A 12,692-nucleotide genomic window follows, 5' to 3' on the forward strand; every position below is an offset into this window, starting at 1 on the left:
GGGCCCCTTCCTCACAAGCGGGGGATCACTTCATGGTGGTGCCGGTGGAACGCAGGTGCTCGCAGGCCTCGACCACGCGGGCGGCCATGCCGGCCTCGGCGGCCTTGCCCCAGACGCGCGGGTCGTACAGCTTCTTGTTGCCGACCTCGCCGTCGACCTTCAGCACGCCGTCGTAGTTGCGGAACATGTGATCCGCGACCGGCCGGGTGAAGGTGTACTGGGTGTCGGTGTCGATGTTCATCTTCACCACGCCGTAGTCCAGCGCCTCCCGGATCTCCGACAGCAGCGAGCCGGAGCCGCCGTGGAAGACGAGGCTGAGCGGCTTGTCCTTGCCGTACTTGGCGCCGACCGCGTCCTGGATCTGCTTGAGCACCTCGGGGCGCAGTTTGACGTTGCCCGGCTTGTAGACGCCGTGCACGTTGCCGAAGGTCAGCGCCGCCATGTAGCGGCCCTTCTCACCCAGGCCGAGCGCCTCGACCATGGCCAGGCCGTCCTCGACCGTGGTGTAGAGCTTGTCGTTGATGGCGTTCTCAACGCCGTCCTCCTCGCCACCGACGACGCCGACCTCGATCTCGAGGACGATCTTGCCCTTGGCGGCCTCGGCGAGGAGCTGCTCGGCGATCTCCAGGTTCTCCGCCACCGGCACGGCCGAGCCGTCCCACATGTGCGACTGGAACAGCGGCTCCTGGCCGCCCTTGACGCGCTCCTGCGAGATGGCCATCAGCGGCCGGACGAACTTGTCCAGCTTGTCCTTCGGGCAGTGGTCGGTGTGCAGCGCGATGTTGACCGGGTACTTCTTGGCGACCTCGTGCGCGTACGCCGCGAACGCCACCGCGCCGGTCACCATGTCCTTCACGGACGGGCCGGACAGGTACTCCGCGCCGCCGGTGGAGACCTGGATGATGCCGTCGCTCTCCGCATCGGCGAAGCCCTTGAGCGCCGCGTTCAGCGTCTGCGAGGAGGTCACGTTGATCGCGGGGTACGCGTACCGGCCGGCCTTGGCCCGGTCCAGCATCTCCGCGTAAGCCTCGGGGGAAGCGATGGGCATGTCGAACGCTCCTTACTTACCGCTCTCGGCCGTGCAGGCCGCTGTCTTCCATGGAGGGCGGCCGTTCCGGCCCCGGGGTTCCCGGGGGCCGACCGTTCCGGTCGCTGACGTCCATGGGTGCGCCGGACCGCGCTGTCCACCGCGGGCAGTATCCCGCAGGAGTGTGAGCGGGGCGCAACCGGCCCGGACGCCGCTCACCTGTTCTCCAGCCGGTCCGGTACGACGACGCTGATCAGCCAGCTCACCACCGCGACCACGATGGCGCCCCAGAACGCGGCCCAGAAGCCGTCGACGTGGAACGGAAGCTTCAGCACCCCGGCGATCCAGTCGGTCAGCAGGAACAGCAACGCGTTCACCACGAGCGCGAACAGGCCGAGCGTGAGCAGGTAGAAGACGCAGCCGAACACCTTGATGAGCGGCTTGAGCACCGCGTTGACCACACCGAAGACGAGCGCCACCACGATCAGGGTGAGCAGGTTGTTGCCGGTGTCGCGGCCGCTCACCTCCACGCCGGGCACGATCAGCGTCGCGACCCACAGCGCGACCGCGGTGATCGCCAGTCGGATCAGGAAGCCCATGCCTCCCATCCTGGCACCGGCCGCGCGCCGGGAGCGGGACAATCGCCGACTCCGCCGTTCCGCCCGCCCCCCTGCGGTGGCCCGGAGCAGCCCGTACGGTGGTGGGGACAGCGCCCGCACGGAGAACAGGGAGGCACGATGGGTCAGCCCGAAGAGGACTTCGCCCCCAGTGACCACCTCGCCCCGGAGGAGCGGGATCTGGAGACCGAGCCGGCCGACGCGGTCGAGCAGGCCACCGCCGCGACCCCGGACGACACAGACAGTGAGCCGCACCGGGGCATGGAGGTCGACGACTGGGACGCCATGGAGCAGGCCCGTGTCGTCACCGCCGACGAGGACGACTACCGCTGACCCGGCACCCGGTCACCGCAGGGCGGTCACCTGCCCCGGGTGGGCGGCGGCCTGGTTGGTGAGCATCCGGCGCACGTACCGCTCGGGGGCGTCGGTGCGGGCCACCCGCCGCCAGTTGAGCTGGACCCGGACCATGGTCTCCTGCACCAGGTCCTGGGCCTGGTGCGGATCCCCGGTCAGCATGACCGCGTAGCGCAGCAGGGCGCCCAACCGCGCGTCGGCGAACTCCTCGTACGTCACTGCACCTCCCGGGTGTCCCGCATAGATGGACGGTCCCGGGCGGCCGGAACATTGCGGTGGCGTGCCGGCTGCCCGGAAACCCCCACGACAGAAGCCGGTGAAGAACGAGATCATCGACGAGTGCTGCTGACCCTGACCACGACCCACCGCCCGGCGACCGACCTCGGCTACCTCCTGGTGAAGCATCCGGACCGCGTGCAGAGCTTCGACCTGCCCGCCGGCGCCGCGCATGTGTTCTACCCGGAGTCGGACGAGGCGCGCTGCACCGCGGCGCTGCTGGTCGAGGTCGATCCGCTGAAGCTGGGCGGCGGACGCCGGAACCGCGCGCCGGAGGGCTTCGCGCTCGGGCAGTACGTCAACGACCGCCCGTACGCGGCGTCGAGCCTGCTCTCGTCGGCGCTGTCGAAGGTGTTCCGCTCCGCCCTGCGGGGCGAGGCGCGCGATCGTCCTGAGCTGGCCGCGAGCGCGATCCCGCTGACCGTACGGGTGCCGGTGCTGCGCTGCCGGGGCGGCGCCGAGCTGGCGGTACGGATCTTCGCCCCGCTGGGCTGGACCGTGACCGCCACCCCGATCCCGCTCGACGAGACGTTCCCGGAGTGGGGTGACAGCCGCTACGTCGACCTGACGCTGACCGGCACGCTGCGGCTCGCCGACGCCCTCAACCACCTGTACGTGCTGCTGCCGGTGCTCGACGACGCCAAGCACTACTGGGTGGCGCCGGACGAGGTGGACAAGCTGCTGCGCGCGGGCGCCGGTTGGCTGGCCGGTCATCCCGAGCGGGGCCTGATCACGCGCCGCTACCTGGCGCACCGCCGGGCGCTCGCGGGCGAGGCGATGGCCCGTCTCACCGAGCTGCGGCTGGCCGACGAGCCGTCCGCCGACGACAGCATCGAGCCGTCCGGCGACGGCCCGGCCGAGCGCGACGGTGCAGGGGACGCCCGCCGGGCCTCCCTCGCGGTACGGCGGCGGGAGGCGGTGCTCGCCGCGCTGCGGGACAGCGGCGCGAGCCGGGTGCTGGACCTCGGTTGCGGCGGCGGCGCACTGCTCACCGCGCTCGTCGCCGACCGGCGGTTCACCGAGGTGGTGGGCGTCGACGTGTCCGACCGGTCGCTCGGCATGGCGGCCCGGCGGCTGCGCCTGGACCGGCTGCCGGAGCGCCAGCGGGACCGGATCCGGCTGTGGCAGTCTGCGCTGACGTACCGGGACGACCGGCTCCGGGGGTACGGCGCTGCGGTGCTGATGGAGGTGATCGAGCACCTCGATCCGCCGCGCCTGCCCGCGCTGGAGGACGCGGTGTTCGGCCACGCCCGGCCCGGCACCGTGGTGGTGACGACGCCGAACGTCGAGTACAACGTGCGCTACGAAGGGCTCGGGCCGGACCGGTTCCGGCACGCGGACCACCGGTTCGAGTGGACCCGGGCCGAGTTCGCCGCCTGGGTGGAGCGGGTGGCGGCGGCGCACGGCTACACGGCCGTCCTCGGCGGTGTCGGCGACGACGACCCGGAGGTGGGCACGCCGACCCAGATGGCGGTGCTCACCCGCGCCGAAAGCGCCGGTCAGCGCGACCGGGCCGACCAGCGCGACCGGAACGACAGCAACGACCGGAAGGAGGCGACGAACCGATGACCGTCCTGGACATCCCCGAGCTGGCACTGGTGGCGCTCGTTGGCGTCTCCGGCTCCGGCAAGTCCACGTTCGCCCGGCGGCACTTCGCGCCCAGCCAGGTGCTCTCCTCGGACACGTTCCGCGGCCTGGTGGCCGACGACGAGAACGACCAGGCCGCGTCCACCGACGCGTTCGACGCGCTGCACCACGTCGCCGCCATCCGACTGCGGCGGGGTCTGCTGACCGTGGTCGACGCGACGAACCTCCAGCCGCACGCCCGCGCCGGGCTGATCCGGGTGGCCCGGGAGCACGACGTGCTGCCGGTGGCGATCGTGCTGGACGTGCCGGAGGCGGTGGCCTGGGAGCGTACCGAGGCGCGCGTCGACCGGACGCACGGCCGCCAGGTGCTCACCCGGATGCGCCGCGACCTGCGGCAGTCGTACGGGCGGCTGGCCCGCGAGGGCTTCCGCAAGGTGCACGCGCTGCGCGGGGTGGAGGAGATCGACGCCGCGGAGATCCGCTACGAGAAGCTGTTCAACGACCGGCGCGAGCTGACCGGGCCGTTCGACATCGTCGGGGACGTGCACGGCTGCCGTACCGAGCTGGAGGCGCTGCTGTCCCGGCTCGGCTACGTGCTGCGCCGCGACGACGCGGGCCGCCCGGTGGACGCGGCGCACCCGTCGGGGCGTACCGCGGTGTTCGTCGGTGACCTGGTGGACCGCGGCCCGGACTCCCCCGGCGTGCTCCGCCTGGTGATGGGCATGGTGGCGGCCGGCCACGCGATCTGCGTGCCGGGTAACCACGAGCAGAAGCTGCTGCGCAAGCTGCGCGGCCGGGACGTCCGGCTGACCCACGGCCTGGCCGAGACGATGGAGCAGCTCGCCGCCGAGCCGCCGGAGTTCGTCGCCGGGGTGGAGACGTTCATCGACGGCCTGGTCAGCCACTACGTGCTCGACGGCGGCGGGCTCGTGGTGGCGCACGCCGGGCTGAAGGAGGCCTACCACGGGCGGGCGTCCGGCCGGGTGCGGTCGTTCGCGCTCTACGGCGAGACCACCGGCGAGACCGACGAGTACGGCCTGCCGGTGCGCTACCCGTGGGCGCGGGACTACCGGGGTTCGGCGATGGTCGTGTACGGGCACACGCCGACGCCCGAGCCGGAGTGGGTGAACAACACCATCTGCCTGGACACCGGTTGCGTGTTCGGCGGGCAGCTCACCGCGCTGCGCTACCCGGAGAAGGAGCTGGTGGCCGTCCCGGCGGTGAAGGAGTGGTACGCCCCGGCCCGCCCGCTGGTCCCGGTCGCGCCCGCGCGGCCGGACACCGTGCTGGACCTGGCCGACGTGACCGGGCGACGGCACCTCACCCACGCGTACGGGTCGCTCACCGTGCCGGCCGAGAACGCCGCCGCCGCGCTGGAGGTGATGAGCCGGTTCGCGATCGACCCGGGCCGGCTGGTGTGGCTGCCGCCGACCATGGCGCCCTGCTCCACGTCGAGCGTGGACGGTTTCCTGGAGCACCCGGCCGAGGCGTTCGCCGACTACCGCAGCGCGGGCGTGGAGCGGGTGGTCTGCGAGGAGAAGCACATGGGCTCGCGGGCGGTGGTGCTCGTGGAGCGGGAGCCGGGCCGATTCGAGGGCGGGGTGGTGCACACGCGTACCGGCAGGCCGTTCTTCGACCCGCCGCTGCACGACGAGCTGCTGACCCGGGTGCGCGCAGCGATCGGTACCGCCAGCCTCTGGGCCGAGCTGGACACCGACTGGCTGCTGCTCGACACCGAGCTGCTGCCCTGGTCGGCGAAGGCGGGCGGGCTGATCCGCGAGCAGTACGCGAGCGTCGGCGCGGCCGGGCGGGCCGCGTTGCCGGCGGTGCTCGCCGCGCTGGACACCGCCGCCGGGCGCGGGCTGCCGGTGGCCGGGCTGCGCGACCGGATGGCCGGGCGGGCCGCCGAGGTCACCGCCTACTCGGCGGCCTACCGGGCGTACGTCCGGCCGACCGACGGCCTGCGCGGAGTGACGCTGGCGCCGTTCGCGGTGCTGGCCGGGGCCGGGGCGAGCTACGCCGACCGCGACCACGGCTGGCATCTGGCGCTTGCCGACCGGCTCTGCGCCGCCGACCCGGAGTTCTTCACGCCGACCCGGCGGCGGGTGGTGGACCTGGCCGACGAGACGGCGGTGGCCGACGCCACCGAGTGGTGGCTGGCGCTCACCGCGGCCGGCGGCGAGGGCATGGTGGTCAAGCCGTACGCGGGCCTGGCCGCCCGCTCACCGAAGGGCTCGCTGCTCCAGCCGGGCATCAAGTGCCGTGGGCGGGAGTACCTGCGGATCATCTACGGTCCCGGGTACACCGACCCGGCTCAGCTCGCCGCGTTGCGCCGCCGATCGCTCGGCCGCAAGCGCGGGATGGCACTGCGGGAGCACGGTCTGGGTCTGGCCGCCCTGGACGCGCTGGCCGAGGACGCCCCGCTGTGGCGCCGCCACGAGCTGGTGTTCGCGATCCTCGCCTGCGAGTCCGAGCCGGTCGACCCGAGGTTGTAGGCGATCGGTCGGTGGGGCCGGCGGTGGCACCGCCGGCCCCACAGGGATCAGTACTTGACCGTGCAGCCGACCGCCGGGCCGTCGCTCGCGCAGCTCTGGCCGAGCAGGCCGGCGTCGTTCAGCATCGCGGTCCAGTTGGTGCCGGACAGCGGCCCTCTGGCCTCGGTCCGCTTGGAGCCGTTCATGTAGTAGCTCTTCGTGACCGGGTAGATGTTTCCGCTCCGCCGGGTCCAGACCGTCTGGCACATGGGGCTGTAGCGCAGCGTGATGGTGCCGCTGGCGAACCAGATGCTGTCGATGTCGTACGCCGCTTCGTTCTTCCCGCTCCGGCCGGTGGCGCAGGTGGCGTAGTTCGACCCGTCGTAGTAAATCTTGAAGGTTTGCGGGTCGCGCTGGTCGCAGGCCGATCCGCAGCCGCTCTGCAGCAGCTTGGAGAGGGGGATGCCCGCGCCCGTCGGCGTCTCCTCGCCCGGGAGAGGCACGGCGCTGGCCGGCGACGGTACGGCGAGCGCCGCCGTCACCGCGATGCCCAGGGTCGCGACGATGGTTCGGATGCGTGCCCTCATGACAGTTTCCCCTTCCGGTCCCGGATGCTCCGGTACCTGCGTGCGAGAACCGTGGCAGGCGCCGCCATCGCGCGTTCACCGGCAGCTCATCGCGGCGGCATCACGGCTTCGAGGTAGCGGGCCACGGTCGTCGGCGGGAGGGGACCGGGCCGGAGTACCCTGTGTGGCCGTGGACACAGCAGAGAAGACGCGGATGTTCTCCGAGAGCGTGGCGCTGAACCCGCTCGACCCGAAGGACCTCATCCACACCTTCGGCATGATCGGCGTCTGGGTGATCCTCTTCGCCGAGACCGGGCTGCTGGTCGGCTTCTTCTTCCCGGGCGACTCGCTGTTGTTCCTGGCCGGGGTGGCCGCCTCCCCGGTGGCCGACGCCATCTTCGGCGACGGCACGCGGCTGTCCCTGGCCGGGCTGATGATCGGCGGTCCGCTCTGCGCCATCGCCGGCGCCCAGCTCGGGCACTGGCTCGGCGCCCGGTACGGCCGCCGCATGTTCGAGAAGCCCAACTCCCGCCTGTTCAAGCGGGAGTACGTGGAGAAGGCGGAGTACTACTTCCAGAAGTTCGGCCCGGCGAAGGCCGTGGTGCTGGCCCGCTTCATCCCGATCGTGCGGACGTTCCTCAACCCGGTGGCCGGGGTGCTCGGCATGCCGGCCCGCCAGTTCTTCGTGTGGAACGTGGTGGGGGCGGTCCTCTGGGTGGACGGCATCCTGCTGATCGGCTACCTGCTGGCCCGGCAGATCTACGACGCCATCGGCGACAAGATCGACAGGTACATCCTGCCGGTGGTCGCGCTGATCATCGTGATCTCGGTACTGCCGATCTTCTTCGAGTTCCTGCGGGACCGGCGGGCACGCAAGCGCGGCGAGGCGGTCGCGGTGATCACCGCGGCGACAGTGGCCGGCACTGTGGAGGCCGCCCGGGAGGGCATCGAGGAGCACCGGCCCGGGGACGGCGGCCAGCACCGGCGCTGAGCACGTACGGACGCCGAAGGCCGGCCCTCTGACGAGGACCGGCCTTCGGACATCACTGCTCCAGCCGGGTCACACGGAACGACGACAGCCGTCACCCGCGCGCTGATGGCGCCACCCCTCGCACGCCACCGGTCACCCGGTCGGGACGACCCTCGATCGGGTCGGCCCGGAAGGTTTCAGCGAGCCTTCTTCGTGGCCCGCTTCCGCGGCGGGGTGAGCAGATCCGCGACCGTGGCGATCGCGGACGGCACCAGCCGGTAGTACGCCCAGACCCCGCGCTTCTCCCGCTCCAGCAAGCCGGCCTCGGTGAGGATACGCAGGTGGTGGCTGACCGTCGGCTGCGAGAGGCCGAGCGGCGCGGTGAGGTCACACACGCACGCCTCCCCCTCGGGAGCCGATTGGATCAGGCTGAGCAGCCGCAGCCGGGCGGGGTCCGCGAGGGCCTTGAGGACCCCCGCGAGCCGCTCGGCGTCGGCACGTTCGATCGGCTCGCCGGCAAGCGGCGAGATCTGAGGCATGGTCATTTCAGCCAACGCAGTTCCCACGTATTCCATCCTTCCACCAGCAGCATCGATCCGCCTGCATATCAGCAGATCCGAATCGGCAAACTTTTACGCCACAAGGCCGAGGTCAGCCAACGTATAGGCCGCCCGATAGGGCAATCCGGCGGCTCGCACCGCGCCGCCGGCACCTCGATCAACAATAACCGCCACACCCACCACTTCGGCCCCTGCCTCACGCAATGCCTCGACCGCCGTCAACACACTTCCACCGGTCGTGGATGTGTCCTCGACCGCCAGCACTCGCCGCCCGGAGACGTCCGGCCCCTCGATCCGCCGCTGAAGACCGTGGGCCTTGCCCTCCTTGCGGACCACGAAGGCGTCGACCGCGCGACCGGCGCCCGCCGAGGCGTGCAGCATGGCGGCGGCCACCGGATCGGCACCCAGGGTCAGCCCGCCGACCGCGTCGTAGGCCCAGTCGGCGGTGAGGTCACGCATGACCCGACCGATCAACGGAGCCGCCTCGTGATGGAGCGTGACGCGACGCAGATCCACGTACCAGTCCGCCTCGCGGCCCGACGAGAGCACCACACGGCCGTGCACCACAGCGAGGTCAGTGATGAATTTGCGCAGGTCGTCGCGGTCGCCCATGGCCCAAGAGCGTACTTCGCAAGTCTGCGCGCCGCGCTTCGGGTCCGCCCTGGTCAACCCTGCGGGCGACCGGACGGTGGCGATGAGCGGCTACGCTGTGCGACCGTCCATCCCGGCCGGCCGTCGAACCGGCCGCGTGCGGCCCGCCGCTGGTCAGCCGCGCTGCCGGCCGACCGCGCCCCGGGTGTCCTGCCGGAAGCCGCGCAGCAGGCGCTTCGGCGCGTACCGCAGCCCGGCCACCGCCACCTTGTACTTCCAGTCCGGGACACTCACGAACTTACCTTTATGCAGGTCACGCAGCCCTTCGACGACCACATCGTCAGCGCGCAGCCAGGCCCAGGCGGGCAGGCGCGACATGTCGATGCCCGCGCGTTCGTGATTTCCGGTTCGTGTGTAGCCGGGGCAGAGCGCCATCACACGAACGCCGAACGGCGCGACGGACTGGCCGATCGATTCACTGAAATTCGTCACCCACGCCTTGCTGGCCGAGTACGTGGATCCCGGCATGGGGACACCGAAGCCCGCAACGGAAGAGACATTAATCACTTCCCCGTGGCCTCGTTCGATCATCGCGCCGAGCGCGGCATGGGTCAGACGCAGCACCGCGAGCACGTTGAGCCGCACCAGCCGCGACTCGTCCGCCACCGACGACCGGACGAACGACGTGTTCAGAGTGATGCCGGCGTTGTTGACAAGCAGCTCGATCGGTGTACCAGCGGCCAGCCGGTGTTCGACGGCGACGCAGCCGTCCTCCGTGGACAAATCGGCAGCGATCGTCTCCACGTCGCCGCCGTGCCGGCCGGTCAGCTCGGCCGCCAACGCGTCCAACCGGGCGGCGTCGCGGGCCACCAGGACGAGGTCCCAGCCGTCGGCGGCGAGCCGGCGGGCGAACGCCTCACCGATGCCCAGGCTGGCGCCGGTGATCAGGGCTCGACGACGGGAGGGGGTGTCACCTGTCATCGGGGGTCCTCGGGTGGTGACGGGAACCCACCTGGCGGCGGCGCGGAGGCGGGCGGCGCGGACGGTTCGTGCAGGCCGGCGGGCGGGCCCCAGGGCGTGGGACCGGGCGCCTGCGTGCCGGAGACGGTCGACCCGTAACCGGACAGCCGCAGCGGTGCGGTGCGGTGGCGCAGGAACGCGCCCGCCGACGGCAACGTGAGCAGCGCGGCCACCACCAGGTAGCCGAGGACCTGCGCCACCGACAGCGTCGCGTTCACCGGGATCCACCACGACGGGTAGGCGTCACCGACGAGTTCCAGCAGGTCGGCGGTGACCCGGTCGTCCGTGCCGAGCCGCAGCGGGACGGCCCGCTGGCCCACCAGCACCGCCAGACCGCAGCAGCCGCAGAGCAGGCCCGTACCGGCGACCACCCAGGTCCCGGTCCGGGCGCCGGAACGGCCCGCGAGCAGGCCCAGGGCGAGCCCGAGGAGCAGCAGCCCGGCGAGCACGCCGAGCACGGCGGCCAGCACTGTGGAGCCGCGCAGCAGGCCGGCCACCTGGTCGATGTCGCCGCCGCCCGCGCCGGTCCGCTGGGCCGCCGCAACCCGGAACCGGTCCACCGTGCCGCCGCTGACGGCCAGGTTGACCACCGCGTACGCCACAGCGCCGACCGCCATCACCAGCAGCAGCGCCGCCGCGGCGAGGACGGCGCCCGGCCGACGGGGTGCGGCCCGATCGGGGTACGACACGACTGATCCCTCCGGTAGGCGTCGGCTTGCAACCTACTCGGAGGGATCGTCGGCGTCGCTGCAATCCGGAGGTCAACTTCCGGACGGCGGCTCCGGATCGCGGCGCTCACCCGGCTGGCCGCCGGGTGCGGACGGCGGCTGACCGCCGGACGGGAACTGCGGCTGACCGCCGGACGGGAACTGCTGCTGGCCACCGGGCGGCGGCGTGCCGGGCGCCGGCGGGTACGACGGGTACGACGGGTCCCCCGACTGGCCCGGGTACGCCGGGTAGGCGCCACCCGGCACCGGCGGCTCCCAGCCGGCCTTGGGCTTGCGGAAGAACTCGTTCGCCTGCGGCAGCGCGAGCAGGATCAGCGCGGCCAGCAGGGCGAGCAGCGCGACCAGGCCCAGCAGCAGGTTGACGGGCGTGTACCAGGACGGCAGCACGTCCTCCAGCCGACGCTGGATCTCCTCCGGACTGGGCGCGTCACCGGTGGTGGTGCCGCTGCCCGTCATGCCGCCGGAGATGCCGCTGATCAGTCCGCCGGCGGTGCAGCAGAACAGGATGCCGCCCAGCGCCCAGGTGGTGATCCGGGAGCCGTTCTTGCCCTTGTTGTTCAACAGCGCCAGCACGACCAGCCCGGCCGCGATCAGCAGCGACACGACAGCCGTGATGAGGCTGAACGCGTACGCGATGTCGCCGACCGACTCGGCGCCGGTGCCCGCGTACGCGTCGCTGAGCACGTCACGGATCTTGCCGATGACGGTCAGCGCCACGATCAGGTTCACCACCTGGATCGCGGCGACGAGAATGAGCAGCCAACTGGAAAGCGTCACCACACCGGGACGCGCGCGGGGCGGGGTGCCCGAGGCATCGACCATGACTCTCCCTTCCTAGATCAGATGCCCCACCGTAGCGATCTCCGACCAGCTCAGCACCCTGGACCGGCTACTTCTCGACGGCGCGGCGCAACCGGCGGTGCTCGGCGGTGACCACGCCGAGCAGCGCGAGATCGAGCGCGACAGCGGAGACCGCGCCGAACTGGTTGACGGTGAAGTTGAAGACCTGCCCGAACAGCAGGTCGACCAGCAGCGCCAGCTTGAACAGGCGGAACGCCTCGGCCCGGTTGCGGCGCAGCAGCCAGGCGGCCCACAGGCCGAGCACGGCGGTGACCAGCGCGCTGGCGCTCACGCCCAGAATCGCGCCCCACTCCCGTTCCTGGCCCAGGTGCCCGGTCACGCCGTCGAGGAACACCGCCAGCACGGCGAGCACCGGCTCCACCACCAGGTAGACCACCACCGGCCAGATGAGCCAACGGCGCCCGGCCGCCCAGACGGCGAGGCGCCGGGCCCGGTCCGCCGCCCGCTGCCAGAGCCGCACCGGCGGCGGTTCCCGGTGCGGCACCGCGTCCAGCAGTCGCGCCACAGCGGTCTCGGTGGCCGGTCCGGTGCCCTGCACGAGCCGCAGCACGGCGACCCGGCGGCGATCGGTCAGCCCGCCCGGCAGGCCGCTGAGCACCATGTCCAGCGCGTTCGCGGTGCGCTCGGCCGGGGTCAGCCGGGATCGTCCGGTGCGCCCGCGTACCGCCTGGATGAGCAGGACCAGCAGCGCGAACGCGACGTAGATGATGGCGGCGGCGGGGGCGTAGAAGTAGTCGGTGCCGGTGGTGACGAACTTGCCCACCTCGTCGATGAACAACCCGAACCCGATGCCGCCGACCACCGCCCCGGCGCTGCGCGAGGCGTCGCCGAGGAAGACCAGCGGGATGCCCAGGCCGACGGCGAGCAGCAGACCGCCCCAGAGCACGTGCGCGATGTGCAGCCCGCCGCCGCCGAGCTGGGGATAGTCGGTGGCCTTCAGGTACGCCCGTACGGCCAGCACGGTGACCACGCCGGAGAGCACGAACCCCTGGAGGTAGGACGCCGCCTCGATCGCCCGGGTCGGCAACCGGCGGACCAGCCAGCCGATTCCGGGTCGGTTG

General features: G+C 72.0%; 14 protein-coding genes. 4 read left to right on the forward strand and 10 right to left on the reverse strand.

Features of this window, described 5'->3' with window-relative positions; genetic code table 11:
- Positions 1 to 25: 25 nt before the first annotated feature.
- Both fbaA and ACFYON_RS17230 read right to left on the reverse strand, forming a co-directional pair.
- Positions 26 to 1,048: a class II fructose-bisphosphate aldolase gene (gene fbaA, locus ACFYON_RS17225; RefSeq protein WP_355094080.1), complete on the reverse strand. Its 1,023-nt coding sequence runs from the start codon at positions 1,046 to 1,048 to the stop codon at positions 26 to 28.
- A gap of 194 nt (positions 1,049 to 1,242) precedes the next feature.
- Complete coding sequence (locus ACFYON_RS17230) at positions 1,243 to 1,626, reverse strand: phage holin family protein (protein ID WP_354866182.1); 384 nt, start codon at positions 1,624 to 1,626, stop codon at positions 1,243 to 1,245.
- A 138-nt stretch (positions 1,627 to 1,764) separates the two neighbouring features.
- On the opposite strand from ACFYON_RS17230, the gene ACFYON_RS17235 reads away from it, so the two are divergent.
- Positions 1,765 to 1,977, forward strand: coding sequence for a hypothetical protein (locus tag ACFYON_RS17235; RefSeq protein ID WP_354866184.1), 213 nt, complete (start codon positions 1,765 to 1,767; stop codon positions 1,975 to 1,977).
- A gap of 12 nt (positions 1,978 to 1,989) precedes the next feature.
- Here ACFYON_RS17235 and ACFYON_RS17240 read toward each other — a convergent pair whose 3' ends face one another.
- Positions 1,990 to 2,217 (reverse strand): sigma factor, encoded by a 228-nt coding sequence (locus ACFYON_RS17240; protein ID WP_354866186.1) that lies wholly within the window; start codon positions 2,215 to 2,217, stop codon positions 1,990 to 1,992.
- A 120-nt stretch (positions 2,218 to 2,337) separates the two neighbouring features.
- Between ACFYON_RS17240 and ACFYON_RS17245 the strand changes: the two genes are divergently transcribed.
- Both ACFYON_RS17245 and ACFYON_RS17250 read left to right on the forward strand, forming a co-directional pair.
- Entirely contained in the window at positions 2,338 to 3,843 is a 1,506-nt protein-coding gene (locus ACFYON_RS17245; protein ID WP_354866188.1) for a 3' terminal RNA ribose 2'-O-methyltransferase Hen1, read from the forward strand.
- Positions 3,840 to 6,356 carry a polynucleotide kinase-phosphatase gene (locus tag ACFYON_RS17250; RefSeq protein WP_354866190.1) on the forward strand — a complete coding sequence of 839 codons (2,517 nt, stop codon included), beginning with the start codon at positions 3,840 to 3,842 and terminating at the stop codon, positions 6,354 to 6,356. Before ACFYON_RS17245 ends, ACFYON_RS17250 begins: the two co-directional genes overlap by 4 nt.
- A 47-nt stretch (positions 6,357 to 6,403) precedes the next feature.
- Here the strand turns inward: ACFYON_RS17250 and ACFYON_RS17255 are convergent, their stop codons facing one another.
- The gene (locus tag ACFYON_RS17255; protein WP_354866191.1) at positions 6,404 to 6,922 is read right to left on the reverse strand and encodes a DUF2690 domain-containing protein; all 519 of its coding nucleotides are present in this window, start codon (positions 6,920 to 6,922) and stop codon (positions 6,404 to 6,406) included.
- 193 nt (positions 6,923 to 7,115) lie between these two features.
- Here ACFYON_RS17255 and ACFYON_RS17260 point away from each other — a divergent pair, with 193 nt between their 5' ends.
- A complete protein-coding gene (locus ACFYON_RS17260; protein ID WP_354866760.1) occupies positions 7,116 to 7,892 on the forward strand; it encodes a VTT domain-containing protein in 777 nt (258 codons plus the stop codon).
- 176 nt (positions 7,893 to 8,068) lie between these two features.
- Here the strand turns inward: ACFYON_RS17260 and ACFYON_RS17265 are convergent, their stop codons facing one another.
- The 6 genes from ACFYON_RS17265 to ACFYON_RS17290 form a co-directional block, all read right to left on the reverse strand.
- Positions 8,069 to 8,446, reverse strand: a complete 378-nt coding sequence (locus ACFYON_RS17265; protein WP_354866193.1) for a metalloregulator ArsR/SmtB family transcription factor — start codon at positions 8,444 to 8,446, stop codon at positions 8,069 to 8,071.
- 57 nt (positions 8,447 to 8,503) lie between these two features.
- Complete coding sequence (pyrE, locus tag ACFYON_RS17270; protein WP_354866195.1) at positions 8,504 to 9,043, reverse strand: orotate phosphoribosyltransferase; 540 nt, start codon at positions 9,041 to 9,043, stop codon at positions 8,504 to 8,506.
- Between the two features lie 153 nt (positions 9,044 to 9,196).
- Positions 9,197 to 10,003: an SDR family NAD(P)-dependent oxidoreductase gene (locus tag ACFYON_RS17275; RefSeq protein ID WP_387189456.1), complete on the reverse strand. Its 807-nt coding sequence runs from the start codon at positions 10,001 to 10,003 to the stop codon at positions 9,197 to 9,199.
- Positions 10,000 to 10,731, reverse strand: coding sequence for a hypothetical protein (locus ACFYON_RS17280; protein ID WP_354866199.1), 732 nt, complete (start codon positions 10,729 to 10,731; stop codon positions 10,000 to 10,002). The genes ACFYON_RS17275 and ACFYON_RS17280 overlap by 4 nt, the downstream gene beginning before the upstream one ends.
- A gap of 72 nt (positions 10,732 to 10,803) precedes the next feature.
- Positions 10,804 to 11,592, reverse strand: coding sequence for a hypothetical protein (locus ACFYON_RS17285; protein WP_354866201.1), 789 nt, complete (start codon positions 11,590 to 11,592; stop codon positions 10,804 to 10,806).
- 67 nt (positions 11,593 to 11,659) lie between these two features.
- On the reverse strand, positions 11,660 to 12,658 hold the full coding sequence (locus ACFYON_RS17290) for a hypothetical protein (protein WP_355094082.1): 999 nt from the start codon (positions 12,656 to 12,658) through the stop codon (positions 11,660 to 11,662).
- Positions 12,659 to 12,692 lie beyond the last annotated feature (34 nt).

Source organism: Micromonospora sp. NPDC005686, assembly GCF_042871665.1.
Classification (GTDB): domain Bacteria; phylum Actinomycetota; class Actinomycetes; order Mycobacteriales; family Micromonosporaceae; genus Micromonospora.

Excerpts from the sequence above, each read along its gene's own strand:
- fbaA (WP_355094080.1), bottom strand. The coding sequence starts at position 1,048 with ATGCCCATCGCTTCCCCCGAGGCTTACGCGGAGATGCTGGACCGGGCC.
- ACFYON_RS17230 (WP_354866182.1), bottom strand. The coding sequence starts at position 1,626 with ATGGGCTTCCTGATCCGACTGGCGATCACCGCGGTCGCGCTGTGGGTC.
- ACFYON_RS17235 (WP_354866184.1), top strand. The coding sequence starts at position 1,765 with ATGGGTCAGCCCGAAGAGGACTTCGCCCCCAGTGACCACCTCGCCCCG.
- ACFYON_RS17250 (WP_354866190.1), top strand. The coding sequence starts at position 3,840 with ATGACCGTCCTGGACATCCCCGAGCTGGCACTGGTGGCGCTCGTTGGC.
- ACFYON_RS17255 (WP_354866191.1), bottom strand. The coding sequence starts at position 6,922 with ATGAGGGCACGCATCCGAACCATCGTCGCGACCCTGGGCATCGCGGTG.
- ACFYON_RS17260 (WP_354866760.1), top strand. The coding sequence starts at position 7,116 with ATGTTCTCCGAGAGCGTGGCGCTGAACCCGCTCGACCCGAAGGACCTC.
- ACFYON_RS17265 (WP_354866193.1), bottom strand. The coding sequence starts at position 8,446 with ATGGAATACGTGGGAACTGCGTTGGCTGAAATGACCATGCCTCAGATC.
- pyrE (WP_354866195.1), bottom strand. The coding sequence starts at position 9,043 with ATGGGCGACCGCGACGACCTGCGCAAATTCATCACTGACCTCGCTGTG.
- ACFYON_RS17275 (WP_387189456.1), bottom strand. The coding sequence starts at position 10,003 with ATGACAGGTGACACCCCCTCCCGTCGTCGAGCCCTGATCACCGGCGCC.
- ACFYON_RS17285 (WP_354866201.1), bottom strand. The coding sequence starts at position 11,592 with ATGGTCGATGCCTCGGGCACCCCGCCCCGCGCGCGTCCCGGTGTGGTG.